Source organism: Lentzea sp. NPDC054927, from assembly GCF_053610285.1.
This window is the reverse complement of record NZ_JBSGXZ010000042.1, coordinates 1-20,902: the sequence shown is the minus strand read 5'-3', so window position 1 is coordinate 20,902 and position 20,902 is coordinate 1. Positions and strand designations below refer to the sequence as shown.

Sequence of the window (20,902 nt, the reverse complement as noted above, 5' to 3'; positions counted from 1 at the left end):
CGTGGCCGCTTCAGCTCCCAAGCCTCCGTAGCTCAGTGGAGAGAGCGAGGGACTTCTAATCCCGAGGTCGCAGGTTCGAATCCTGCCGGGGGCGCCAAGCGCTGGTGAGGGTGTTGCGGGCCGATCTCTTCGGAGGTCGGCCCTTTGCTTGTCCAGTGGTTTCACCTCGAGAAGGCCGGGACGCTCGGCCCAGTGCCGTTGCCGGCTGGACAGCGGAGCAACCCCCCTCGCATCTGGCACGTCCGACAAGGCGAGATCGACTTGGGGGACGAATGCGCACGATCGCCACGCTGTTGCTCACCTGCTTCGCCCTGACCGCGTGCGCCTTGCACCGCATCGAGGCCGACCCGACGTTCCTCGTCATCGACGTCGGAGAAACCACGTATGACATCAACGTGACCAGCGGACGGCCACACGACCTGCGCGCGGACAACTGGCACCGTTCAGTGGTCGACAAGGCGGAGTTCGACACCGAGGTGCAGAAGGGCGACCACGTGATCTGTCATCTGACGGAAACCGACGCCGTGCGGATCACGAACTGCCGGAAGTCGTCAGCACCATGACGGTCACCTCGACGGCTGCAGGTATCCCGTGTCGCCGAAGTCCTCGTCGTCATCGCCCGGAGGCGGTGACGCGGGCCCGCGCGGCTCCTCACGAAGCCGGTCCAGTTGCCGCTCCCCCTCGGCCGCGAGGCGTGCGCGTTCCTCCTCCGGCATGTCCTTGTACCGCTGCGCCGCTTCTTGCACGCCTGGTGTGAGGGCCTGGTTGAAGAGGGGTGAGGCGACGGCTTCTCGCAGGCCGCGGCGGCCCGCGAGGACGTCGTCTACGAGTTTGCCGAAGGCGGGGTCGGTGGAGCGGGCGCGGAGGATTTTCAGGGACTCGCGCAGGACTTGGGAGCGGGCGGCGTCGCCTCGGGCGATGTCGAGGAGTGGTTCGGGTCGCGGGGTGGTCACGTCAGGCTCCGGGGTGGTCGTACGCGCCGGCGGGGAGTGGGTGGTCCTTCATGTCGTGCAGGAGGCTCAGGTAGCCGGCGATGGTGCCGGTGACGCCGGTGCAGATCGTCCAGGCCATGCCGTGGGCCTTGCAGATGTCGCCCCAGACCGAGATGGCTTTGGCGGCGGTGGCGACCATGGCGGCGCCTCCTGCGATGGCGCCCACGACGGTCCACGAGGCGGCGGCGGTGGCGGCGGCCTCGATGGCCCAGGCGATCACCAGGTCCAGCAGGAGTTCCAGGAGGCTGACGATCGTCTTCGCCAGGCCCCAGACGCCGAACGCGGCCTGCTCGAACTGGTGGCCGGTGTTGTTGAGGGCGCTGATCTGGGCGCGCAGGGCGGCGGGGAGCTTGTCGAAGTACGTTGCGGCGGCGCCGGCGGCGTTGCCTTGCCAGCCTTGGAACAGCGCGTCGGCGCCGGTGTCGACGGCGCCGGCGAAGGACTCGTTGAACTTGCCCAGGTTCTTGAGCGCACTGCCGGCTTTCGCCACGGCCTCCCAGTCGCCGGAGATCTCCTTGGCGATCCACTCGGCCGGGTTCACTCCGAACAACGCGTCGCAGCCGACGAGAACCCAGTGGCCGAGGCTGAAGTAGTCGGGGAACGACAGGATCTTGTCGAACGTCTCCGGGATCATCTGCTCACTGGTGGGTGCCACCAGGGCGGCCGCAGGACTGGACATCCGCGCGCTCCGATCTACTTGGGCGAGTAGGTGGCGTCGAGTCGCTGTTCTTCCCTGTCGTCCGTGGTGCGGTACATCTGCGCGGACTTGTGCAGTTCCTGCGCGGACTTGGCCACGACGTCGGCGAGACGGTCGAGGGAGGCGGAGACCGCGGCTTTGGTGTCGTTGTTGGCGTTCGCGATGTTGGCGAACATGCGCGCGTCGCCGTAGTCGTACGACAGGTGTTGGTGGAGGTACTCCTTCGCGGCTTTCACGTCACCGCCGAGTCCTTCCAGGACGGTCGCGAACGCGTCCAGGCTCGGGGGATTCGCTTTGAACGACATCGTGTCCACCTCCGCGTGTCCGACTGGTCACGTAAGGTAGCCGGGCCGTCGGCGGTGCGCCGGGTGGGCGGAGTGGAGGCAGGACGTGCGGAACCAGCCGGTCAGTGGTACCTACCGATGGGGCCTGCTCTTCCGCACGTTGTGGATCGTCGTGTTCGCTCCGATCCTCATCGGACTGCTCGCCGGAGGGATCTTCGGCCACTGGGTGTTCCTGCTGGTGTTCCTGATCTGGGTCGGGGCGCTGGCGTGCGTGCTGCGGGCGGAGGCGCTGAACGCCAGGGCGCGCGGCATGGAGTCACCGAGCCCGGGGCTGCTCGGGGCGAGGGCGGGGTGGCTGTTGCTCGCGCTCGTGCTGATCTTCGCCAGTGCCGGGCTGATCCGGCTCGTGCTCGGCTCGGACTGACCGCGAGCGCCGCGAACGGGCCGGGCTAGGGTCGCCGGCGTGGACAAGACTCGGCTGGGCATCGGACTCGTCATCGCAGTGCTGGTCGTGCAGACGCTGGCCAGCCTCGTGTGGAGCCCCGACGCGACGCTGACCGGGGTGGCGCTCGCTTTCAACGCGGTGGCCGCGGTGTCGACGTGGTTGTTCGTGCGGCGGGGTGGGCGTGGTGCCTGGGTGGTCACCGGGTGGTGTGCCGGGTTCTTCGGGTGGCACGTGGTGGGGCTGGGTGAGTTGGCCGGCTGGTGGACGACCGGGCTGGACGCGGCGTTCCTGGTGGGGGCGGCTTACCAGCTGTCGGTCGTCTACCAGGCGGTGATGGCCACGGCGGCGGGGTTCGCCGTGCACCTGTTGTTGCCGCGTCAGGACCAGGCTTCGGCCACGTAGGCGTCGAAGCTGGTGGCCGGGCGGCCCAGCAGGCGGGCGACGTCGTCGGTCGGGGTGGCCATCAGGCCGTTGCGCATGCCGTCGAACATGCCGTTCAGCTCGGTGGCGACTTCCTCGGGAACGCCTTGGGAGAGCAGGGTTTCGCGGTACTCGTCCGGGGTCAGGCGGACCAGTTCCACCGGGCGGCCGGTGGCTGCGGAGATCTTGGCCAGAGCCGAGGCGAAGGTGATCCCCTCGGGGCCGGTGAGGTCGTAGGTCTGGCCGTTGTGGTCGTCGGTGGTCAGGGCCAGGGCTGCCACCTCGGCGATGTCGTGGACGTCCACGAACGGTTCCGGGGTGTCGTCGACCGGCAGGGACAGGCGACCGGCCTGGACCTCGGGGTGCCAAACCTCCTCGGAGAAGTTCTGGGTGAAGTTGTTGGCGCGCAGGATGGTCCAGGACAGGCCGCTGGCGCGCACGGCTTTCTCCGCCGCGTGCATGCCCTGGAAGATCTCGGCCGGTGTCTCGTCCAGTCCCCTGCCGGACAACAGGACCAGGCGCCGCACGCCGGAGGTCTTGGCCAGTTCCACGAACGGGGCTGCGAGGGACGGGTCCTCCGGCGCGATCACGTAGGCGGCGCCGACGCCGTCCAGGACCGGTTTCCAGGTCGACTCGTCGGACCAGTCGAAGCGGTGGGCGCTGGAACGGGAGGCCGCGCGAACTTTCGCCCCGGTGGCTTCGAGGGCGCGGACCACCCGGCGTCCCGTCTTGCCGGTCGCGCCCAGGACCAGGATCTCTTGTGTCATGGCTCCAGCCAACCTGGGTGAGGCACTCGAGGACATGGGCGAGAGTCCATCGATGATGTTCGATCGTTCCGCCCGTATGTTGGAGGCATGGAGGCTTTCGACGAGCTGTTGCGCGGGGTGCGCGCGGATGGTGCCGGGGTGCGTCGGGTCGAGATGTCCGGGACGCAGGTGTTGTCGGGACTCACGTTGTACGCGGTGGCGGCGGGCGAGATGAGCGTTCTGGGTGAGACCGCCAAGGCCGGGGACATCGTGGTGGTGCAGGGATCCGTTGCCGCGGAGGGACATGCCTCGGTGGTCAGCGGCACGTACGACGTCATGGGGGCGGTGGCGCGCCGGCTGACGGCCGTGTTGCCGGACGCACTGGTGGCGCCGGGGTCTGACGAGTGCGCGGCGTTCTACGACGCCGTGGGCACTGGTGCGCCTGGCGTGGTGACGGACCGGTTGCTGGACTGGCTGATGGTGTGCGCGCTGCGGGAGTGGTTCGACGGCACGCACGGCACTGGATGGCTGGCCGCACGTGCGGACGTGGTGGTCGGGCCGGTGTTGCAAGCCATGCACGCGTCACCAGCGCGCGGGTGGACGCTCGCGTTGCTGGCCAAGGAAGCCGGGGTGGCGCGGACCACGCTGGCGACCAGGTTCGCCAAGCTGGTCGGGGTGCCGCCGCTGACGTACCTGACCGACTGGCGGATGGCGGTGGCCGCGGATCTGCTGGCCGAGTCGTCGGCGACGGTGGCCTCGGTGGCGCGCCAGGTCGGGTACGCGGACGCGTTCGGGTTCAGTGCCGCGTTCAAGCGCGTGCACGGGTTCAGTCCGAGCGAGTGCCGCAGCCGGTGCGCCGCGACTGCGTGACGTCCAGGCAGCATCGAACGAAGTCGGCCGCAGCCTCACCGGCGTCCGGCAGCCACGCGACGCCGACCTCGCTGGGGCTCACGCCGCGGACCGGCACGTAGACGATGTCCGGCCGGGAGTAGAAGCGGGAGGTGGACGCCGGAACCAGCGCGATGCCGCAGCCGGCGGCGATCGCGCCGAGGAACTCGTCGGGCCGCTCCGTGACCGCGCCGACGCGCACTTCCCGACCGTCCCTTTCGGACAGTGCCAGCCAGTGATCGCGCCAGGTTCCCTTGAGCGTCGGGGCGACGATGACCGGTTCGTCCCACAGTTCGGGGAACGCGATCTCGTCGCGCCCGGCCAGCGGATGCACGGAAGGCAGTGCCACGCAACGAGGTTCGCTGAACAGCATCCGCACCCCGAACGACTCCTCCCCGGGAAAGGGCAGGCGCAGCAACGCGACCGGGACCTCCGCCGCGGCGAGCCCCGCCGTCGGATCCGACCACGGCGCCTGCCGCAGATCGACCCGCCAGCCCGGCCGGAGCTTGCCGAACGCGGCCAGAATGTCCTGCGTCGCATCGTTCGCCGCACTGGCCAGGAACCCGACCCGCAGCACGCGAGCGGCACCGCGGGTCTCGCTCACCGCGGTGTCCCAGCCCGCGAGCACCGGCGGCACCCGCGCGGCGAGGGCGTGACCGGCATCGGTCAGCGTCATGCCGGTGCTGGACCTGGTGAACAGCCGCACGCCCAGCTGCGATTCCAAGTGCTTGAGTTGTTTGGTCAGCGATGGTTGTGACACGAACAGCCGGTGCGCCGCGCGCGTGAGGTTGCCCTCCTGAGCGATGGCGGCGAAGTACCGCAGCAGCCTCGTGTCCACATCCATCCCGTCAGGTTATGGAGAAGGACATCAACCACGAGTGAGCACACGCGCGAGTTGGTGATCCAGCAAGTCTTCTGCCGCTTCCGGCGACACCTGACCTATCAGCACCTGAAGCATCAGGCCGTCGACGAACGCCAGCAGCGCCATCGCGTCCCGTTCCGGATCACCGCCGGGACGCACCGCCGTGATCATCCCGGCCAGCCACGCCACCATCCCGTCGGTGCCCTCGCGCAACGCCTGACCGAAGCGCGGTTCGACCACGGCCTGCGCCAGGAACGCGGCGAGCACCGGGGCCTCGGCGCGGGCCTCGGGGCTCAGCGGCAGGAGTTCGAGCAGGATCGCGCGCAGGCAGGTCGCGGGATCGTCGGAGTGGACAGCGCCCATGCGGGCCGCCACGCGTTCGCTGATCAGCTCGAACGCGAACATGAGCAGCTCGTCCTTGGTCGCGAAGTAGTGCTGGACGCGTCCCATGGACACGTCCGCCTCCGCGGCCACGTGGCGCAGGCTGACGGCGTCGAGGCCCCTCGTGGCGATCAGCCGGCACACGGCGTCACCGATCTGACGCCGGCGCTCGGCGTGGTCGACCTGCTTGGGCATGCGAACTCTCCGATGCAATCGCATTGCATCCTACCCAGCGCCTGTTTTACGATGCGATCGCATTGCAAAACGTCAGGGGGACGTCATGCAGTTCTGGGATTTCGCCGCGCTCACCTACTACCGGACGCTCGACCGGTTCTCCGGGTCGCTCAACCGGCTCGCGATCGACCGGCTCGACCTCAAACCCGGCGAGGCCGTGCTCGACATCGGCTGCGGCACCGGGGGTTCGCTCCCGGCGCTCGTGGAAGCCGTTGGGCCACAAGGACGTGTGGTCGCGATGGACAGCAGTGCACGCATGGTCGCCGTCGCCAGGAAACGGGCGAAGTGGCCCAACGTCGAGGTGCGGCAGGCCGACGCGTGCGCCACTGATCACGGGGCCGGGCAGTTCGACGCGGCGGTGGCGCTCGGCGCGTTCAGCGCGATGCCGGACGTGCCGGCGGCGATCGCGAACGCGGCGGACGCGCTCAAACCGGGCGGGCGGTTGTTCGTGTTCGACGTGCGACTGGCCCGCAGGACCCGCGCGACCAGGTTCCTGCGCGCGGCCTACCGGAGGATCGCGGGGTTCACCGGTGCCGATGTCGTCACCGAGCTCCGGAAGGTGTTCGAGCAGGTGGAGCCGGTGTTCGAGGTCGAGGGCGACACCACGACGCTGGTCATCGCCCGCAAACTCACGGGTTCGGCCACCCGTTCGGCCTGCACACCTTCCCGTCCCGCGGGATGAACGCGCCCTGAGGCACGCCGTTGGTGATGCGCACGATCTCGTCGTTGGACACGCTGAACGTCTGCTGCATCATCACCGGCGCCGGGCCGCCCGCCACCTCACAGGGGCGGTGGTTCTGCCCGAACGCGTGGCCGACCTCGTGGTTGACCATGTACTGGCGGTACGAGGTCAGGTCCGGCAGGAACGCGACGGCGCCGCGGAACCAGCGGGCGGCGTTCAGGACGACGAAGTTGCCGTCCCGGCACGAGACGTCGACCGGGATCTCGTAGCCGCAGACGTTGCGCGCGGTCTGCTGCGAGGCGAGCCTGATGCGCACCGACGCCGCACCCGACACCCTCCGGACCGAACGCGCGCCGCCCGCGGTCCAGCCGCGCGGGTCGGTGAGGGTCGCGTCCACGAAGGCGGAGAAGGCCTGTTCGTCGACGGTGACGCCGTCCTCGACCTCGACGGCGTAGGTGCGCAGCGGGCCGGTGCCCACGACCTCGCCCGCGCCCTGGACCACGTGGAACGTGCCGGCGCCGGTGGCGGGGAAGTCGGGGCCGTCGGGCAGGTCCGAGCTGGACGCGTACACACGGGGCGGTGGCGGGGGCGCTGCCGGAGCGGAAGGAACCGTCGACGACACGGGCTGCGGCACGGCCCGCGTTGCGGCCGGAGCGGCCACGGGGGACGTTTCGCCTGCCAGCTGGGCTGTCGTCAGGAGCAACGCCGTCAAGGCAACGGCCCCCAGAACCAGATGCACCTTCATGACGACGAGGCTCGCCGGAACTGATGAAGAACCTGTTTACGTCCCGCTTGCCTGTCGTGAAGGCCTGCATACTGCATTGGTGTGCGCCCACATCCTCGTGGCCGAGGACAACCTCAACCAGGCGGAACTCGTGCGCCGGTACCTCGAGCACGACGGGCATTCCGTGATGGTCGTCCACGACGGACGGGCGGCGATCGACGAGACGCGGCGGCGCAACCCCGATCTGCTGGTGCTGGACGTGATGATGCCGCTGGTGGACGGCATCGACGTGATTCGCGCGATCCGCACCGAGTCGGACGTGCCGATCGTGCTGCTCACCGCCCGGTCCACTGAGGACGACGTGCTGCTCGGGTTCGACCTGGGAGCGGACGACTACATCACCAAGCCGTTCCGGCCGCGGCAGATGGTGGCGCGGGTGCGCACGATCCTGCGACGCACCGGGCGTGCGCGCGAAACCAACGTCACGGTGCTCAAGGTCGGCGACCTGATGGTCGACCCGATCCGGCACGAGGTGCGCATCAACGACGAACTGGTGAGCCTCACCCCGGCGGAGTTCCGGTTGCTGGCAAAGATGGCCGCGCAGCCGCAACGGGTGTTCACGCGCGAACAGTTGTTGGAGGACGGCTTCATCACGGCGCGCACGGTCGACGTGCACATGATGAAGCTGCGCCGCAAGATCGAGGCCGATCCGCGCCGGCCGGAGCGACTGCTGACCGTCTACGGCATTGGGTACAAGCTCGTATGAAAAGCCTGCTCGTTCGGTTCTTCTTGTTCTCCCTGGTGATCGCGGCCTGTTCGATCGCCGTCACGGCCTGGCTCGCGAGCCAGGCGACCACGGGCACGATCCGGCAGGAGCAGGGCGAGGCGCTCGAGACGGACGCGCAGATCCTCGACGAACTGGTGAACTACGCGGCCAAGCACAAGGACTGGACGGCAGCCCAGTCCGAAGTGGACGGATACGCCCGGAAGTACAACCGCCGCATCGCGTTGACCGACCTCAACGGCAAGAAGCTGGTCGACACCGGCAACGAGAACTCACCGCAGCTGCCCATCACGCCCAAGGCCACGGTCGACCCGCTCAACGTCAGCGGCAAGATCGACCCCAGGGCGGTCGGACCGTTCCAGCTCAGCGATCCGGAGAAGGAGAAGCTGCACTTCTACGCCACGGAGCTCGCCGCGTGCAACGACAAGATCCAGATCGTGGACGCTCCCAACGGCAGGCCGCGACTCTCCAACCTCGAACCCGGCCAGTTCTCCAGGTGGGACGAGTGCGAGGTCGGCTACCAGCTGTACACGCTCACGGCGACGGAGCAGGCAGCCTACGAAAAGCTCCAGCAACTGTTCGTGGAATGCCTCGACCGGCTCGCCCCTGGCCTGCAGCCCCTGGCCAAGGCGGGTGGCCGGGTGTCGCTCGACTGGGACGTCACCGTCGCCCGGGACGCGTCGCCGGAGGCGGTGACGTGCATGACCAGCGCGCGTCGCGATCAGCTTCGGCCGTACGTCGCCCCGCCCGCCTACCTCTTCCTGACCTCGCCGACCGGTGAAGAGCCGATGGCGATCGACCTGTCGACGACCGGCACCACCCGGATCACGTTGGTGGCACTGGGAATCCTCGCGCTGGCCGGATTCGCGTCGTGGCTCACCGCGACCCAGCTGGTGCGGCCGATCCGCGCGCTCACCGCCGCGACCCAACGCACCGCGGAGGGCGATCGGGCCGTGCGCGTGGACGGTGGCGCGGGCGAGATCGGCGAGCTGGCCAAGTCGTTCAACGCGATGTCCGAGAAGCTCGCCGAGACCGAACGCCAGCGCCAGGCCATGGTCAGCGACGTAGCGCACGAGTTGCGCACGCCGTTGGGCAACATCACCGGCTGGCTGGAGGCGACGCAGGACGGGCTGGCAGAGCCGGACCCGCACCTGATCGGCATGCTGCTGGAGGAATCCCTTCTGCTGCAACGACTCGTGGACGACCTGCACGACCTGGCACAGGCCGACGCCGGCACGTTGCGGCTGCACCCCGAGCCGATCTCGCTCGACGACGTGGTCGACCAGGTCGTGAACGCGCAACAGAACCGCGAGATCCTGCTGCGGGCGGAGATCACGCCGGTGCACATCAGCGCGGACCCGGTGCGGCTGCGGCAGGCGCTCGGCAACCTCGTCGCGAACGCCGTCCGCTACACCCCACCGGGCGGCGAGGTCGTCGTGAAGCTGTTCCAGGAAGCCGACAATGCGATCATCGAGGTGCGGGACACCGGCACCGGGATCGCGCCGGACGACGTGCCGCACGTGTTCGACAGGTTCTGGCGCGCGGACAAGTCCCGCAGCCGCCGCACGGGTGGCAGCGGGCTCGGTCTCGCGATCACCCGGCACCTGGTCGAGGCGCACGGCGGCACGGTGTCCGCGACCAGCGTGCTCGGCAGCGGTTCGACGTTCCGGATCAGCCTGCCGCTGGCATGAGGCCCAGCAGGTCCATGTTGATCATCCCGGCCGCCTGCGCACCCTGTGCGGCGGCGACGATCACGATGGCCGCCGGGTCCGTGACGTTGCCTGCCGCGTAGACACCGGGCACGCTCGTGCGGCCCTTGTCGTCCGTGCGCACGAACAGACCAGCCATGGTCTCCGCCGTTTCGGCACCCAACGCCAGCAGGAACTCGTCGCGCGGTTTCATCGGTGCGGAGTACACGAGCGCGTCAGCGGGGATGCGCTCCGAGCCGGAGATCACCGCGACGAGCCGGTCGTCCTCCACCTCGATGCCGTCCACCGTCGGCACGTGGGTGACGTCCGCCGACCACTGCCGGACCAGCGCGACCTTCATCTCCTCGCCGAACACCACGAGCTTCTGGTCGCGGACCTCGTAGCCGTGGCAGTACGGACAACCGAAGACGTCGCGGCCCCAGCGGTCGCGCAGGACGTCCGGCACCTCGTCGACCAGGCCGGTCGCGAACAGCAGGCGCTGCGCGTGGACAGTCCGTCCGGACAGCTCGACCGCGAACCCGTCATCGGTCTTCGTCACGTCCTTGACCTGGTCGTTGACGATCTCTCCGCCGTAGCCCTCGACCTCCGCGCGACCGTGCTTGAGCAGGTCCAACGGCGAAAGCCCGTCACGAGAGAGGTAGTTGTGCATGTGCGCGGCCGGCTTGTTGCGCGGCTCGGCACCGTCGACCACGAGCACGCTGCGGCGCGCCCTGGTCAGCATCAGGGCGGCACTCAGTCCGGCCGCTCCCCCACCAATGATCACCACTTCGTATCCCATGGCTCCACAGTGCGGTCGACAGTCCAGTTTTGGCAAAGTAAGTTGCCGTTATGGCAACAACGGCGAACTTCGCGACCTTGGGACAGCGGCTCGCAGCGTTGCGCGCCGAGCACGACCTCACGCTGGCGACGCTGTCCGAGATGACGGGCATCTCGAAGTCGACGCTGTCCCGTCTTGAGTCCGACCAGCGCAAACCCACGCTGGAGCTGCTGCTGCCGTTGTCGCGGACCTACCAGGTGTCGCTGGACGACCTGGTGGGCGCGCCCGAGGTGGGCGATCCGCGCGTCACGATGAAGCCGCGCGAACTCGACCACGGCCGCGTCGGCATTCCGCTGACCAGGTCGATCGGGCCGATGCAGGCGTGGAAGATGATCATCACCGAGACCACGCTGCACGAACCGCGCGTGCACGAGGGCTACGAGTGGTTCTACGTGCTCAGCGGACGGATCCGGTTGCGGCTCGGAGACAAGGAGGTCGTGCTGCGCGCCGGCGAGGTGGCGGAGTTCGACTGCCGCCAGCCACATGCTCTGAGCAGCGCGGACGGCAACCCGGCCGAGATCATCAGCCTGTTCGGCAAGCAGGGGGAACGCATCCACACCCGCGCCGCGCCGCCACAGCGGTCGTAGTGCGGCTCCGCCGCAGCGGTCATAGTGGAGGCATGTGCCGAAACATCCGGGTGCTCCACAACTTCGAACCGCCGGCGACGTCTGACGAGGTGCAGGCCGCAGCGGTGCAGTACGTACGCAAGGTGAGCGGGGCGGCGAAACCGTCGGCGGCGAACCAGGCCGCGTTCGACAAGGCGGTCGCGGCGGTCGCGGCGGCGACCCAGGAACTGCTCGACGCGCTGGTCACGACGGCGCCGCCGAAGGACCGCGAGGTCGAGGCAGCGAAAGCGAAGGCGCGATCAGCCGAGCGCTACGGACGCTAGTTCCGGTCGCGGGTGTCGAGGTACATGCAGATGAGCTTGGCGGCGACACCCGCGGACCCGACGATGAACGCCTGGTCGGGGCCGAGCGTGACGGCGATGGCCCACAGCAGCAGCGCGATCAGCACGAGGATGACCGTCACCTGCATCGCGTGCGGCCAGTGGTCGGGGTGGACCAGCCACCTCGTCGGCTGCCGCGGCTGCGGAACCTCTACGTCACCCGCTCTATCGGGTGAACGCTCCGCCTTTACCGCCATCGTGCTCCCTCGCCGTGATTCCTCCTGTAGGACCTATTCTCCTAAGTTGATCTTCTACGCAGGGTGACTTCCGCCTGTCGTGCGGTGAGCGTTCGGTGAGAGTCGGCGAACGGCAGACGAACGGTCATCGTCATGATCGGTCGCCAGTCCGTCACGGTCCGTTTACCGATTGAGGCCCACGTCGCAACTTTGTGTGTAGCCCACACGGGTAGTCGCTCTACTCTGCGTAGTCGTTACACCGTTTGGAGCAGCGCCGTTTTTGTCAGACCTCTCGGATAACGTCAGGTGAAGAAGGCGGTACGAGGGGAGAAAGCGTTGCCGGACAACAACGTCAGCGTCACCGCACTGTCGTTCACCGAGTACGTCATGAGCGGTCAGCGTGGACGCATCAACATCGTGTCGGAACAGCGGGGGATGTACCTGGCCTCCGATACCAAGGTGTGCGGGTTCTACAACCCGATCCGCGACGCCATGCGACGAGCGGTCAACTCCACCGAACCTGAACTGGAGCTGAAGAAGGCGGTCATGAACGCCAACCGCACGGGCCAGCCGCGGGCGTTCGAGGAGATCGCCGACGGCTTCCTGCCCTGGCTGGCGTCGTTCAAGGCCACCGGCGTCCCGGTCGAGCCTGCCACCTACCGCGCAGGCGAGCTGACCTTGAAGGTCCGCCCGCACCTGGGGCTGCGCAAGAAGGACGGGTCGACCTACGCGGTGCTCGTGCACGCCAAGGAGCTGCCGCTGACCAGGGAGGCGGCGAACGTCGGGCTGCGGATCCTGCAGCACACCATCGCCGACACGTTGCCCGGCGCCACGCCGATGGTGCTCGACGTGCGGCGCGGCAAGGCGTACCAGATGCCGGTGCGCACCAACCTCGGGAAGCTGGACGTGCTGATCGCGGCCGAGGCGATGGGCTACGTGACGCACTGGAAGCTGTCCGGGCTGTTCGAGTCGGTACACGCGGTCTAGAGCGGCCGACGACGCAGCCCGTCCGGGGGGTCGGGCTGCGTCAGCGCTCCGGCGCTCCTCGGGGAACACCTTCCCGTGCTGGTTACTCGTTCAAAACTCAGCTCAGCAGGCCTTGAGCATCACGGCGAGCGCGTCGTGCTCCGGCTGGTCGGCCGTGAGCTTGTAGGTGATCTTCACCGAGATCCAGTGCTGCGCGTAGGTGCACCAGTACGTCTGCACCGGCGGCTTCCACTTCGCCGGGTCCTGGTCGCCCTTGGACCGGTTCGACTTCGCCGTCACGGCGATCAGCTGGATGCCGCCGAGGTCGTTGGCGAACGCCTTGCGCTCGTCGTCGGTCCACTTGTCCGCGCCGGAACGCCATGCTTCGGCCAGCGGCACGGTGTGGTCGATGTCGACCTCACCGGCGTCCTTGATCGCCACGCCGTCGTAGACGCTGTTCCAGGTGCCGGAGACGGCCTTGCAGTCCTTGTCCGACTTCACGTCGGCACCCTGGCGCTGCAGCACGATCTCCCTGGTGTCACAGGAGTTTCCCTGCGAGGCCCAGTGCGGGAAGCGGTCGCGGCTGTAGCCGGCCATCTTGCCTTCCGGCGCGATCTTCACCGCGCCCAGGTCGGACGAGCCGGCGGGAGCGGGTCCGGTGGGTGCGGGCGTCGTGGGCGTTTTCTCCTGGGATGACTGGAGATTCGTCAGGTACCAGCCCACTGCCACCAGCAGCACGAAGACCACCAGTGACGTCACCGCCGCGCGATTCATTCGCTCATGATCGGGCATGCCGATCACGGACCGGTCAACCGGCCCGTGATCGGCATGTCGTTGTTACGGTCGGGAGGTGAGGTAACCGCCCATGTGCTTGAAGTACTCGTGGGCCTTGAGCTCGGTGCCGTCGGCGGTGCGAACCTTCTTGACCAGCAACGCCTTGCTGCGGCCGCGCCGCGCCTCGGTGCCGGCGACGATCGTCACGCCGTCGCCCTCGCGGTAGAAGATGCGGCCGGGGGTGCCGCCGTAGACCTCGGCGGAGACGTCCGCCTCGATGATCTCCAGGCGCTGGCCGCGGTGGAAGCAGAACGCGCTCGGGTACGGCGCGCACTGGGCGCGCACCAGCCGGTCGAGTTCCTCGGCGGTCCAGGTGAAGTCGATCCGCAGGTCCTCCTCGGCGCGCTTGTGGAAGAACGAGGCCTGCGAACGGTCCTGCTTGGTGAACTCGGTGCGGCCGGACGCGATCTCCGCGAGGCCATCGACGGTGATCGGGCCGAAGAGCTCGAGCGTCTTGGCGAACAGGTCGGCCGTCGTGTCGCGCGGGCCGACCGGAACCGAGCGCTGCAACACGATGTCGCCGGCGTCGAGTGTGTCGTCCATCATGTGCGCCGTCACGCCGACTTCCTTCTCGTCGTTGAGAAGCGCCCAGATCAACGGCGAGAAGCCCGCGTACTTCGGCAGCAGCGAGTCGTGCACGTTCAGCGTGCCGCGCTTGGGCAGCGCGAAGACCTGCGGCGGGATCCAGGTGCGCCAGTTGCAGGCGACGATCACGTCCGGGTCGGCGGCCTTGAGCGCGTCGAGCAGCTCCTGGTCCTCCGGACGTTCGCGGATGAGCACCTCCACGCCGTTCTCGCGCGCCAGCTCCTCGACCGAATCGCTCCAGACCTTCTCGTACGCGCCCTCACCCTTCGGGTGGGTCACCACCAGGACGACCTCGTGCTCGGACGCCAAAAGTGCCTGCAGGGTGCGATGACCCCAGGTCTGGAACCCGAACATGACGACCCTCATGGGGGTGCCCTCCTCTACTCCGGTGCGATACGGTCAGGCTAACCTAACTGCGACTTGCCAAGTGAGCTTAGGCTTCCCTAAGTTAGGTGCTCATGCATCCGATCTACGACATCGTCGGTATCGGGTTCGGTCCTTCGAACCTGGCGCTCGCCATCGCTCTCACCGAGCACAACGAGCAGGCCGAAACCCCTGTCACCGCGGTGTTTCTCGAACGCCAGCAAGCGTTCGGCTGGCATCGGGGCATGTTGCTCGACGACGCCACCATGCAGGTCTCGTTCCTCAAGGACCTGGTCACCATGAGGAACCCCACCAGCCGCTTCTCGTTCCTCTGCTACCTGCGGGACCGCGGCCGGCTGGTCGACTTCGTCAACCACAAGAACCTGTTCCCGCTGCGCGTCGAGTTCCACGACTACTTCGAGTGGGCGGCGGCGCAGGTCGACGACGTGGTCGCCTACAACACCGAAGCCGTTGGCGTGGAAGCGATCCAGGACGACCTGTTCGAGGTGACAACGGCCACTGGTGACGTGTACCACGCCCGCAACCTCGTCTTCGCCACCGGACTGCGCCCGACCGTGCCGGAGGGCATCGCGCTGTCGGACCGCGTGTGGCACAACAGCCAGTTCCTGCACAGGGTCGGCGAGCTGAGCGACCCGAAGCGGTGCGTCGTCGTGGGCGCGGGCCAGAGCGCCGCGGAGGCCGTGGCCTACCTGCACCGCGAGTTCCCCGGCGCCGAGGTGTGCTCGGTGTTCTCCCGCTACGGCTACAGCCCGGCGGACGACAGCTCGTTCGCGAACCGGATCTTCGACCCCGAGGCCGTCGACCACTACTACGACGCACCGGACGCCGTGAAGCAGCGGTTGATGGACTACCACCGCAACACCAACTACTCCGTGGTCGACATCGACCTCATCACGCAGCTCTACCGCACCGAGTACCAGGAGAAGGTCCTCGGCGCGCAGCGGCTGAAGATGATGAACATGACCCGGCTCGTCGCCGTCGAGGAGTCCGCGACCGGGGCGCGAGCGGTGATCCAGTCGCTCGTCACCGGCGAGCAGGAGTACGTCGACACGGATCTCGTGCTGCTCGCGACCGGATACGACGAGGCCGCGCCGGTTCTCGGTTCACTCGACGAGACCTGCGCACGGGACGATGCGGGCCGTCTGGTCGTGGGCCGCGACTACCGCGTGCAGACCTCCCTGCGCGGCGGCATCTACCTGCAGGGCGGCACCGAGCACTCGCACGGCATCACGTCGTCGCTCCTTTCCAACGTCGCGGTGCGTTCGGGTGAGATCCTGACGTCCGTGCTGACCAACACCCCAGTGCCGGTCCTCGCGACCGCGTGAAACTCGATCTCAAACTGACGGGCTGCCGGGCCCTCACGATGGACCCGGCACGTCCCGCCGCACACACGATCGGCATCTGGCAGGGCCGCGTCGCCGGGCTGGACGAGCAGGTCGCGGACCTGTCCGCCACCGAGACAGTCGACCTCGGCAACGCCGTGGTGCTGCCGGGTTTCATCGACGCCCACACGCATCTCGCGTGGAACGGCCGCTCGCGCCGGACCATCGACGTGACGGGGCTGACCACCGCGGCCCAGGTGCGCGAACGGCTGTCCGGCGCACCGGGTGAGGGCTGGATCGAGGCGTCCGGCTACGACCGGCGGATCATGGACCACCCGTTGACAGCCGCGGACCTGGACCCGGTCACCGGCGACCGGCCGATCTACCTCGCGGACATCTCCGGGCACGCGTGCGTGGTGAACTCCGCCGTGCTGAACCAGCTTCCGGAGATCACCAGCGACGGCTGGCTGACCGAGAACGAGCAGCTGGCCGCGCGGTCGTTGCGGCTACCCCACTCGATCGAGGAGATCACCGCCGACCTGCACGAGAGCGCGCAACAGGTTCTGGCCGAGGGCGTGACGATGTGCGCGGAGGCGGGCATCGGCGCCGGGCTCATCGCCAGCAGCCCGCTGGAAGCAGCCGCCTACCAACGGGCGAAGCTGCCGATCCGCGTGCAGCTCATGGTCTCCGCGCACGTGTTGGGCGAGGTGGCCGCTGATCCCGCGGACGGCATCGCGCGGGCGATCGACCTCGGCCTGCACACCGGGTTCGGCGACGACATGCTGTCGTTGGGCGCCATGAAGCTGTGGACCGACGGCGGCATGATCGCGCGCACGGCGGCGTTGTCCGAGCCCTACGCGGGCACCGGCAATCGCGGCCAGCTCGCCGACACCGACGAGTTCATGCGGGCGGCGATCATCGACGGCCATCACGCCGGGTGGCAGCTCGCGATCCACGCGATCGGCGACCGCGCGATCGACTTCGCGCTGAACGCGGTGGCCGAGGCACAACGGCAACGACCACGCGCCGACGCGAGGCACCGGATCGAGCACTGCGGCCTTGTTCGCCCTGATCAGCTAGGACGAATCGCGGCGCTCGGACTGATTCCTGTTGTCCAGCCGACGTTTCTCTTCGCGTACGGCGACGACTACAGCGTGATCATGGGCGAGAAACGGGCACCCTGGATGTATCGCGGCCGGTCGTTCCTCGATCACGGGATCACCGTCGCGGGCAGCTCGGACCGGCCGGTCGCGGACGGGGCCCCGTTGCGCGCCATCGAGTTCATGGTGCGGCGCAGGTCCTCCGGCGGCCGGGCGGTCGGACCGGACGAGGCGATCACCGTCGAGGAGGCGATCCGTGCGTACACGCTCGGCAGCGCCTACGCGTGCCGCAAGGAGCACGTGCTGGGCAGCATCACGCCCGGCAAGCTCGCGGACCTCGTGGTGCTCGGCGACGACCCGCGCACCAGCAACGCGATCGCGGACATCCCCGTTCTCGCCACCATGGTCGGCGGAGTGCTCACCCCTCAGCGATCTTCTTGAGCGCCGCCAGCCGCCGGTCCCACTGCGAGGCGAGCGAGGCCATCCAGGTGGCGGTGGCGTCGAGCGCGCCGGACCGCACGGAGAAGTTGTTCTCCCGGCCGGCCCGCTCGGACGCCACCAGCTCGGCCTTCTCCAGCACGCCCAGGTGTTTCACGATCGCCTGCCGGCTCACCGGCAGCTCGGTGGCCAGCGCCGACGCCGAGACCGGCCCTTTCGCCGCGACCAGATCAAGCACCCGCCTGCGCATGGGATCTGCGAGCGCGGCCAGCACATCGTCGACCTGACTCACTTCTCCAGGTACTCCCGCAGCTCGTTCAGTTCGTGGCCCCAGCCGCCGACGTTGCCGGACGCGTACTTCTCCTGGTCCTCCGGCGGCAGGTCGAGCTGCGTGAACCCGCTCTCCACGACCTGCAGCAGCGTGCCGCCGTCCGCGGGCGTGAGCGTGAACTCGACCAGCGTCGCGTTGCCGGGCACCGGGTCAGGCCCGAGCGGACCGGACCAGCGCCACGAGAAGAACGACTCGGGCTCGACCTTCTCGATGATCGCACGCCCGGTGCCGTGCTCGGCCCACGTCAGCGTGACCTCACCGCCGGGCTCGAGCCCCGACACCGTCGCCCCGGCGTCGCCGAACCACGTGCCGAGGTGCTCGGCCGAGGTCAGCGCGGCCCAGACGCGCTGCGGCGACGCGTTGATCAGCACGTCGCGTTCGATTCGATCCACAGTCACACCTCCTGCCACCTCCTGCAACCCTCCGGTTGCAGAAAGACTACTGCAGGTGGAACGTGGCGGCCAGCGTCGTGAGCCGGTCCGTGATGTCCGCGTAGACGTTCGTGCGCCGAACCCAGTTCTCGCTGCCGGACGACGCCGACGGCGGAGTGCCCAGCGGCGAGACCGCGTCCGTGACGCCGTACTCCAGCCGGTACGCGAGCACGGCGATCGCGGACTCCAGCCAGAACGACGGGTCGGGCGTCGGAATCTCACCCAGCCCCACCCGGAACCACACGGGCATGCGCGCGTACTGCCCGAGCGCCGCCGAGATGCGCCGCGCGGCCGCGTCCTTGATCTCACCGCGAGCCTTGTCCCCGGCGAGCACGGCCTCGGTGCGCCAGTCCTCAGCGGTCGCGTCCTCGTCGGCCTCCAACCGCTCGGCCGCCCGCTTCGCACTGGCCTCGTTCGCGTTGATCAGCCACTCCATCTGGCGGACCTCGTGCGACAGCGCGTCCCGTTCGAACCGCGGCACCCTGCCACCGTCCAGTTTGGACCGGGCGTCGTCCCGCCGGGCCTTGAGCCCGTCGAACTCCAGCACTTCCTGCCGCAACTCGACCCGAGCCGGATCTGCGAGGATCTCGGTCTCGGCGTCCCACCCCTTGCGCAGCGCGTCGACCAGCGGCTCGATGTCCTCGGCAACCGCGTCGAGATCGACCAGCGGCCCGTCACCGGCGCCGGACAGCCGCCGTTCCAGCACCGTCAGCCGCGCCGTGACGCGTTCCAGCTCGGCGGTGAGCTGACCGACATGACTGATCAACGTGGCGACCTGCGGCTCGACCAGGTCAAGCCGTTCCTTCTCCGTGGGCACGCAACCAGCGAACCGGACAGACCCACCCCCGCCAAGACACCCCACACCAATTACACGCATTCGAGGCGAGGTTTCCGCCCGCCCGTGGCATCCACCCCTCACGCACCGTCACCACACTGGGTGAACTGCGACGAAACGAGGTATTAATAGAAAATGGCGACCTCCGTTACTGAGACCGAACGCAAGTACGAGGCACCATCGGACGCGAGTCTGCCGGACCTCACGGACATCACCGGCGTGGCCACCGGCCCGGAAGTGTTCGACCTCGAAGCCACCTACTTCGACACCGACGACTACCGCCTGGCCCGCGCCGGCGTAACCCTGCGCCGCCGGGTGGGCGGCGACGACGAGGGCTGGCACCTCAAACTCCCAGCAGGCGAAGCAGACACCCGCCAAGAGGTCCGCGTCCCCCTGGGCCGCGCGGTGAAGCACCCCCCGAAGGACCTCTCCTCCCTCGTGCGCGCCCACACCCGAGGCAACGGCCTGGGCCCGGTGGCCGAGATCAGGACGAACCGCCGCCGCTGGCAACTGACCGACAACACCGGCCAACTCCTCGCCGAGGTGGTCGACGACGTCGTGACCGCCCAAACCATGGGCTCCTCAACGACAACCACCTCCTGGCGCGAGATCGAAGTCGAACTGGGCGAAGGCGGCGACCGCAAACTCCTCGACACCGTCGAACAGCACCTCGGCGAGGCAGGCATCCACCCGTCCTCCTCGAAGTCCAAGCTGTCCCAGGTGATCGGCGTGAAACGCGACGCCATCCCGACCATCACCAAGAAGTCCACCGCAGGCGAAGTGGTCCTCGCCTACCTCCACGAACAACGCGCCGCACTGCAGAACCAGGACCCGCGCGTCCGCCGCAACGAGGACGACGCCGTCCACCAGATGCGCGTGGCCACCCGCCGCATGCGCTCGGCCCTGCAGGCTTTCGGCAAAATCGTCGACCGCGACTCCACCCGCACCCTGACCGACGAACTCAAGTGGCTGGCCTCAGTCCTAGGCACCTCCCGCGACCTGGAAGTCCTCCGCATGCGCTTCGAAGACGCCCTGCACACCCTCCCCCCAGAACTGGCCCTGGGCGACGTGGCCGCCCGCATGACCCGCCACTTCGCCCCACTGGAAGCCAAGGCGCACAAGGACTCCGTGGCCGCCCTGGACGACAAGCGCTACTTCACCCTCCTCAACGCGATCGACACCCTCCTGGCCTCCCCTCCCCTGACCAAACAGGCATCCGGCAAGGCCAAGGACATCCTGCCCAAACTCGTGGAAAAGGCCCGCCACCGCTTGGACGTCCGCGTAGAGGCAGCCTTGCAGGCCAACAACAACGACGAACCCCTCCACGAAGCCCGCAAGGCAGCCAAACGCCTCCGCTACAGCGCCGAAGTGGCCGAACCAGCCCTCGGCTCCCACGCCACCCACCTCCGCAAGCGAGCCAAGGACGTCCAAACCCTCCTGGGCGACCACCAAGACTCGGTGGTGGCGCGCCCCGTCCTCCTGGAACTAGGCCGGGGCGACGAGAACGGCTTCACCTTCGGCCTGCTCTACGGCAAGGAAGTGGAGCTGGCCCACCGGACCGAGGCCGCACTCCCCGCGCTGTGGCGAAAGCTGACCAAGGAACATCTCTGACGCAGGCTCGCGCAGGGGTACCCCCTCGAATTCCGTCCCCCGCGACCCAACGTACTCAAAGGGTCTGACACTCCCGCGAGGTTTGATCGCGCGAGGCCGAAGGCAAGCCGAAGCCGAAAGGCGAGGCCCTCAAGCGAAGCCGCAGGCGAGCAGTCCCGAAGGCGAAGCCGAGGCGTCCTTAAATCTTGAAACAGCGCTCCGGGCGGGTCCCCGTCACGAGTCGTGCCTCAGCACTCGCTGCAACCAGGCAGGGGTGTCAAACGGACACGCTTTTCGTC

The 20,902-nt window shown here is 68.4% G+C and carries 27 protein-coding genes and 1 tRNA gene; 14 read left to right on the top strand and 14 right to left on the bottom strand.

The features are described 5' to 3' along the window. Window positions 1-21: 21 nt before the first annotated feature. A tRNA-Arg gene (locus ACWGE0_RS36980) sits at window positions 22-97 on the top strand. Between the two features lie 175 nt (window positions 98-272). Further along, window positions 273-563 carry a hypothetical protein gene (locus ACWGE0_RS36975; protein WP_452265527.1) on the top strand — a complete coding sequence of 97 codons (291 nt, stop codon included), beginning with the start codon at window positions 273-275 and terminating at the stop codon, window positions 561-563. Between the two features lie 3 nt (window positions 564-566). Here the strand turns inward: ACWGE0_RS36975 and ACWGE0_RS36970 are convergent, their stop codons facing one another. From ACWGE0_RS36970 to ACWGE0_RS36960, 3 genes are read right to left on the bottom strand one after another with little or no spacing between them, the layout of a single operon-like run. Then, complete coding sequence (locus ACWGE0_RS36970) at window positions 567-953, bottom strand: hypothetical protein (protein WP_452265526.1); 387 nt, start codon at window positions 951-953, stop codon at window positions 567-569. A gap of 1 nt (window position 954) precedes the next feature. Further along, window positions 955-1,671 (bottom strand): WXG100 family type VII secretion target, encoded by a 717-nt coding sequence (locus ACWGE0_RS36965; RefSeq protein WP_452265525.1) that lies wholly within the window; start codon window positions 1,669-1,671, stop codon window positions 955-957. A 14-nt stretch (window positions 1,672-1,685) separates the two neighbouring features. Continuing rightward, the gene (locus ACWGE0_RS36960) at window positions 1,686-1,994 is read right to left on the bottom strand and encodes a hypothetical protein (protein ID WP_452265524.1); all 309 of its coding nucleotides are present in this window, start codon (window positions 1,992-1,994) and stop codon (window positions 1,686-1,688) included. Window positions 1,995-2,079: 85 nt separating this feature from the next. On the opposite strand from ACWGE0_RS36960, the gene ACWGE0_RS36955 reads away from it, so the two are divergent. Next, complete coding sequence (locus ACWGE0_RS36955; protein WP_319967987.1) at window positions 2,080-2,397, top strand: hypothetical protein; 318 nt, start codon at window positions 2,080-2,082, stop codon at window positions 2,395-2,397. Between the two features lie 39 nt (window positions 2,398-2,436). After that, window positions 2,437-2,820 (top strand): hypothetical protein, encoded by a 384-nt coding sequence (locus ACWGE0_RS36950; protein WP_452265523.1) that lies wholly within the window; start codon window positions 2,437-2,439, stop codon window positions 2,818-2,820. Here ACWGE0_RS36950 and ACWGE0_RS36945 read toward each other — a convergent pair. Then, window positions 2,796-3,605, bottom strand: a complete 810-nt coding sequence (locus tag ACWGE0_RS36945; protein WP_452265522.1) for an NmrA family NAD(P)-binding protein — start codon at window positions 3,603-3,605, stop codon at window positions 2,796-2,798. The genes ACWGE0_RS36950 and ACWGE0_RS36945 overlap by 25 nt on opposite strands. 87 nt (window positions 3,606-3,692) lie before the next feature. On the opposite strand from ACWGE0_RS36945, the gene ACWGE0_RS36940 reads away from it, so the two are divergent. Further along, window positions 3,693-4,454: an AraC family transcriptional regulator gene (locus ACWGE0_RS36940; protein WP_452265521.1), complete on the top strand. Its 762-nt coding sequence runs from the start codon at window positions 3,693-3,695 to the stop codon at window positions 4,452-4,454. Here the strand turns inward: ACWGE0_RS36940 and ACWGE0_RS36935 are convergent. Both ACWGE0_RS36935 and ACWGE0_RS36930 read right to left on the bottom strand, forming a co-directional pair. Continuing rightward, window positions 4,411-5,316, bottom strand: coding sequence for a LysR family transcriptional regulator (locus tag ACWGE0_RS36935; RefSeq protein WP_452265520.1), 906 nt, complete (start codon window positions 5,314-5,316; stop codon window positions 4,411-4,413). The genes ACWGE0_RS36940 and ACWGE0_RS36935 overlap by 44 nt on opposite strands. 24 nt (window positions 5,317-5,340) lie before the next feature. Beyond that, the gene (locus ACWGE0_RS36930) at window positions 5,341-5,910 is read right to left on the bottom strand and encodes a TetR/AcrR family transcriptional regulator (RefSeq protein WP_452265519.1); all 570 of its coding nucleotides are present in this window, start codon (window positions 5,908-5,910) and stop codon (window positions 5,341-5,343) included. 85 nt (window positions 5,911-5,995) lie between these two features. Here ACWGE0_RS36930 and ACWGE0_RS36925 point away from each other — a divergent pair, with 85 nt between their 5' ends. Continuing rightward, on the top strand, window positions 5,996-6,631 hold the full coding sequence (locus ACWGE0_RS36925; RefSeq protein ID WP_452265518.1) for a class I SAM-dependent methyltransferase: 636 nt from the start codon (window positions 5,996-5,998) through the stop codon (window positions 6,629-6,631). Here ACWGE0_RS36925 and ACWGE0_RS36920 read toward each other — a convergent pair. Continuing rightward, the gene (locus ACWGE0_RS36920; RefSeq protein WP_452265517.1) at window positions 6,579-7,376 is read right to left on the bottom strand and encodes a DUF3152 domain-containing protein; all 798 of its coding nucleotides are present in this window, start codon (window positions 7,374-7,376) and stop codon (window positions 6,579-6,581) included. The two genes, ACWGE0_RS36925 and ACWGE0_RS36920, sit on opposite strands and share 53 nt — an antisense overlap. Window positions 7,377-7,455: 79 nt before the next feature. Between ACWGE0_RS36920 and ACWGE0_RS36915 the strand changes: the two genes are divergently transcribed. Both ACWGE0_RS36915 and ACWGE0_RS36910 read left to right on the top strand, forming a co-directional pair. Beyond that, on the top strand, window positions 7,456-8,121 hold the full coding sequence (locus tag ACWGE0_RS36915) for a response regulator (RefSeq protein ID WP_452265516.1): 666 nt from the start codon (window positions 7,456-7,458) through the stop codon (window positions 8,119-8,121). Continuing rightward, entirely contained in the window at window positions 8,118-9,830 is a 1,713-nt protein-coding gene (locus ACWGE0_RS36910) for a sensor histidine kinase (RefSeq protein WP_452265515.1), read from the top strand. Before ACWGE0_RS36915 ends, ACWGE0_RS36910 begins: the two co-directional genes overlap by 4 nt. Here ACWGE0_RS36910 and ACWGE0_RS36905 read toward each other — a convergent pair. Then, window positions 9,811-10,626 (bottom strand): NAD(P)/FAD-dependent oxidoreductase, encoded by an 816-nt coding sequence (locus ACWGE0_RS36905; RefSeq protein WP_452265514.1) that lies wholly within the window; start codon window positions 10,624-10,626, stop codon window positions 9,811-9,813. The genes ACWGE0_RS36910 and ACWGE0_RS36905 overlap by 20 nt on opposite strands. 50 nt (window positions 10,627-10,676) lie before the next feature. Between ACWGE0_RS36905 and ACWGE0_RS36900 the strand changes: the two genes are divergently transcribed. Further along, window positions 10,677-11,252, top strand: a complete 576-nt coding sequence (locus tag ACWGE0_RS36900) for a helix-turn-helix domain-containing protein (protein WP_452265513.1) — start codon at window positions 10,677-10,679, stop codon at window positions 11,250-11,252. 32 nt (window positions 11,253-11,284) lie between these two features. Further along, window positions 11,285-11,554 (top strand): DUF2277 domain-containing protein, encoded by a 270-nt coding sequence (locus ACWGE0_RS36895; RefSeq protein WP_319967977.1) that lies wholly within the window; start codon window positions 11,285-11,287, stop codon window positions 11,552-11,554. Here ACWGE0_RS36895 and ACWGE0_RS36890 read toward each other — a convergent pair. Next, window positions 11,551-11,808 (bottom strand): hypothetical protein, encoded by a 258-nt coding sequence (locus ACWGE0_RS36890; protein WP_452265512.1) that lies wholly within the window; start codon window positions 11,806-11,808, stop codon window positions 11,551-11,553. The genes ACWGE0_RS36895 and ACWGE0_RS36890 overlap by 4 nt on opposite strands. Window positions 11,809-12,093: 285 nt before the next feature. Here ACWGE0_RS36890 and ACWGE0_RS36885 point away from each other — a divergent pair, with 285 nt between their 5' ends. Next, the gene (locus tag ACWGE0_RS36885) at window positions 12,094-12,774 is read left to right on the top strand and encodes a hypothetical protein (protein ID WP_319967975.1); all 681 of its coding nucleotides are present in this window, start codon (window positions 12,094-12,096) and stop codon (window positions 12,772-12,774) included. A 102-nt stretch (window positions 12,775-12,876) separates the two neighbouring features. Here ACWGE0_RS36885 and ACWGE0_RS36880 read toward each other — a convergent pair whose 3' ends face one another. Further along, the gene (locus ACWGE0_RS36880) at window positions 12,877-13,527 is read right to left on the bottom strand and encodes an HNH endonuclease family protein (RefSeq protein ID WP_452265511.1); all 651 of its coding nucleotides are present in this window, start codon (window positions 13,525-13,527) and stop codon (window positions 12,877-12,879) included. Between the two features lie 63 nt (window positions 13,528-13,590). Next, window positions 13,591-14,538, bottom strand: a complete 948-nt coding sequence (locus ACWGE0_RS36875) for a methionyl-tRNA formyltransferase (RefSeq protein WP_452265510.1) — start codon at window positions 14,536-14,538, stop codon at window positions 13,591-13,593. A 92-nt stretch (window positions 14,539-14,630) separates the two neighbouring features. On the opposite strand from ACWGE0_RS36875, the gene ACWGE0_RS36870 reads away from it, so the two are divergent. Then, complete coding sequence (locus ACWGE0_RS36870; protein ID WP_452265509.1) at window positions 14,631-15,881, top strand: lysine N(6)-hydroxylase/L-ornithine N(5)-oxygenase family protein; 1,251 nt, start codon at window positions 14,631-14,633, stop codon at window positions 15,879-15,881. Next, complete coding sequence (locus ACWGE0_RS36865; RefSeq protein WP_452265508.1) at window positions 15,878-17,419, top strand: amidohydrolase; 1,542 nt, start codon at window positions 15,878-15,880, stop codon at window positions 17,417-17,419. The genes ACWGE0_RS36870 and ACWGE0_RS36865 overlap by 4 nt, the downstream gene beginning before the upstream one ends. On the opposite strand, the gene ACWGE0_RS36860 is transcribed toward ACWGE0_RS36865, so the two are convergent. Genes ACWGE0_RS36860 through ACWGE0_RS36850 form a run of 3 tightly spaced genes read right to left on the bottom strand, consistent with a single transcriptional unit; the run spans window position 17,397 to window position 18,995 of the window. Beyond that, on the bottom strand, window positions 17,397-17,708 hold the full coding sequence (locus ACWGE0_RS36860; protein ID WP_452265507.1) for an ArsR/SmtB family transcription factor: 312 nt from the start codon (window positions 17,706-17,708) through the stop codon (window positions 17,397-17,399). The two genes, ACWGE0_RS36865 and ACWGE0_RS36860, sit on opposite strands and share 23 nt — an antisense overlap. Beyond that, window positions 17,705-18,139, bottom strand: a complete 435-nt coding sequence (locus ACWGE0_RS36855) for an SRPBCC family protein (RefSeq protein ID WP_452265506.1) — start codon at window positions 18,137-18,139, stop codon at window positions 17,705-17,707. The genes ACWGE0_RS36860 and ACWGE0_RS36855 overlap by 4 nt, the downstream gene beginning before the upstream one ends. A 46-nt stretch (window positions 18,140-18,185) precedes the next feature. Further along, window positions 18,186-18,995, bottom strand: coding sequence for a hypothetical protein (locus ACWGE0_RS36850; RefSeq protein WP_452265505.1), 810 nt, complete (start codon window positions 18,993-18,995; stop codon window positions 18,186-18,188). Between the two features lie 153 nt (window positions 18,996-19,148). Here ACWGE0_RS36850 and ACWGE0_RS36845 point away from each other — a divergent pair, with 153 nt between their 5' ends. Continuing rightward, window positions 19,149-20,624 (top strand): CYTH and CHAD domain-containing protein, encoded by a 1,476-nt coding sequence (locus ACWGE0_RS36845; RefSeq protein ID WP_452265504.1) that lies wholly within the window; start codon window positions 19,149-19,151, stop codon window positions 20,622-20,624. Window positions 20,625-20,902: the final 278 nt, after the last annotated feature.

Bases quoted from the DNA above. Each gene is read 5' to 3' on its own strand.
- ACWGE0_RS36975 (WP_452265527.1), top strand. From the start codon at position 273: ATGCGCACGATCGCCACGCTGTTGCTCACCTGCTTCGCCCTGACCGCG.
- ACWGE0_RS36965 (WP_452265525.1), bottom strand. From the start codon at position 1,671: ATGTCCAGTCCTGCGGCCGCCCTGGTGGCACCCACCAGTGAGCAGATG.
- ACWGE0_RS36960 (WP_452265524.1), bottom strand. From the start codon at position 1,994: ATGTCGTTCAAAGCGAATCCCCCGAGCCTGGACGCGTTCGCGACCGTC.
- ACWGE0_RS36945 (WP_452265522.1), bottom strand. From the start codon at position 3,605: ATGACACAAGAGATCCTGGTCCTGGGCGCGACCGGCAAGACGGGACGC.
- ACWGE0_RS36940 (WP_452265521.1), top strand. From the start codon at position 3,693: ATGGAGGCTTTCGACGAGCTGTTGCGCGGGGTGCGCGCGGATGGTGCC.
- ACWGE0_RS36935 (WP_452265520.1), bottom strand. From the start codon at position 5,316: ATGGATGTGGACACGAGGCTGCTGCGGTACTTCGCCGCCATCGCTCAG.
- ACWGE0_RS36930 (WP_452265519.1), bottom strand. From the start codon at position 5,910: ATGCCCAAGCAGGTCGACCACGCCGAGCGCCGGCGTCAGATCGGTGAC.
- ACWGE0_RS36925 (WP_452265518.1), top strand. From the start codon at position 5,996: ATGCAGTTCTGGGATTTCGCCGCGCTCACCTACTACCGGACGCTCGAC.
- ACWGE0_RS36920 (WP_452265517.1), bottom strand. From the start codon at position 7,376: ATGAAGGTGCATCTGGTTCTGGGGGCCGTTGCCTTGACGGCGTTGCTC.
- ACWGE0_RS36910 (WP_452265515.1), top strand. From the start codon at position 8,118: ATGAAAAGCCTGCTCGTTCGGTTCTTCTTGTTCTCCCTGGTGATCGCG.
- ACWGE0_RS36905 (WP_452265514.1), bottom strand. From the start codon at position 10,626: ATGGGATACGAAGTGGTGATCATTGGTGGGGGAGCGGCCGGACTGAGT.
- ACWGE0_RS36900 (WP_452265513.1), top strand. From the start codon at position 10,677: ATGGCAACAACGGCGAACTTCGCGACCTTGGGACAGCGGCTCGCAGCG.
- ACWGE0_RS36895 (WP_319967977.1), top strand. From the start codon at position 11,285: ATGTGCCGAAACATCCGGGTGCTCCACAACTTCGAACCGCCGGCGACG.
- ACWGE0_RS36890 (WP_452265512.1), bottom strand. From the start codon at position 11,808: ATGGCGGTAAAGGCGGAGCGTTCACCCGATAGAGCGGGTGACGTAGAG.
- ACWGE0_RS36880 (WP_452265511.1), bottom strand. From the start codon at position 13,527: ATGAATCGCGCGGCGGTGACGTCACTGGTGGTCTTCGTGCTGCTGGTG.
- ACWGE0_RS36875 (WP_452265510.1), bottom strand. From the start codon at position 14,538: ATGAGGGTCGTCATGTTCGGGTTCCAGACCTGGGGTCATCGCACCCTG.
- ACWGE0_RS36870 (WP_452265509.1), top strand. From the start codon at position 14,631: ATGCATCCGATCTACGACATCGTCGGTATCGGGTTCGGTCCTTCGAAC.
- ACWGE0_RS36845 (WP_452265504.1), top strand. From the start codon at position 19,149: ATGGCGACCTCCGTTACTGAGACCGAACGCAAGTACGAGGCACCATCG.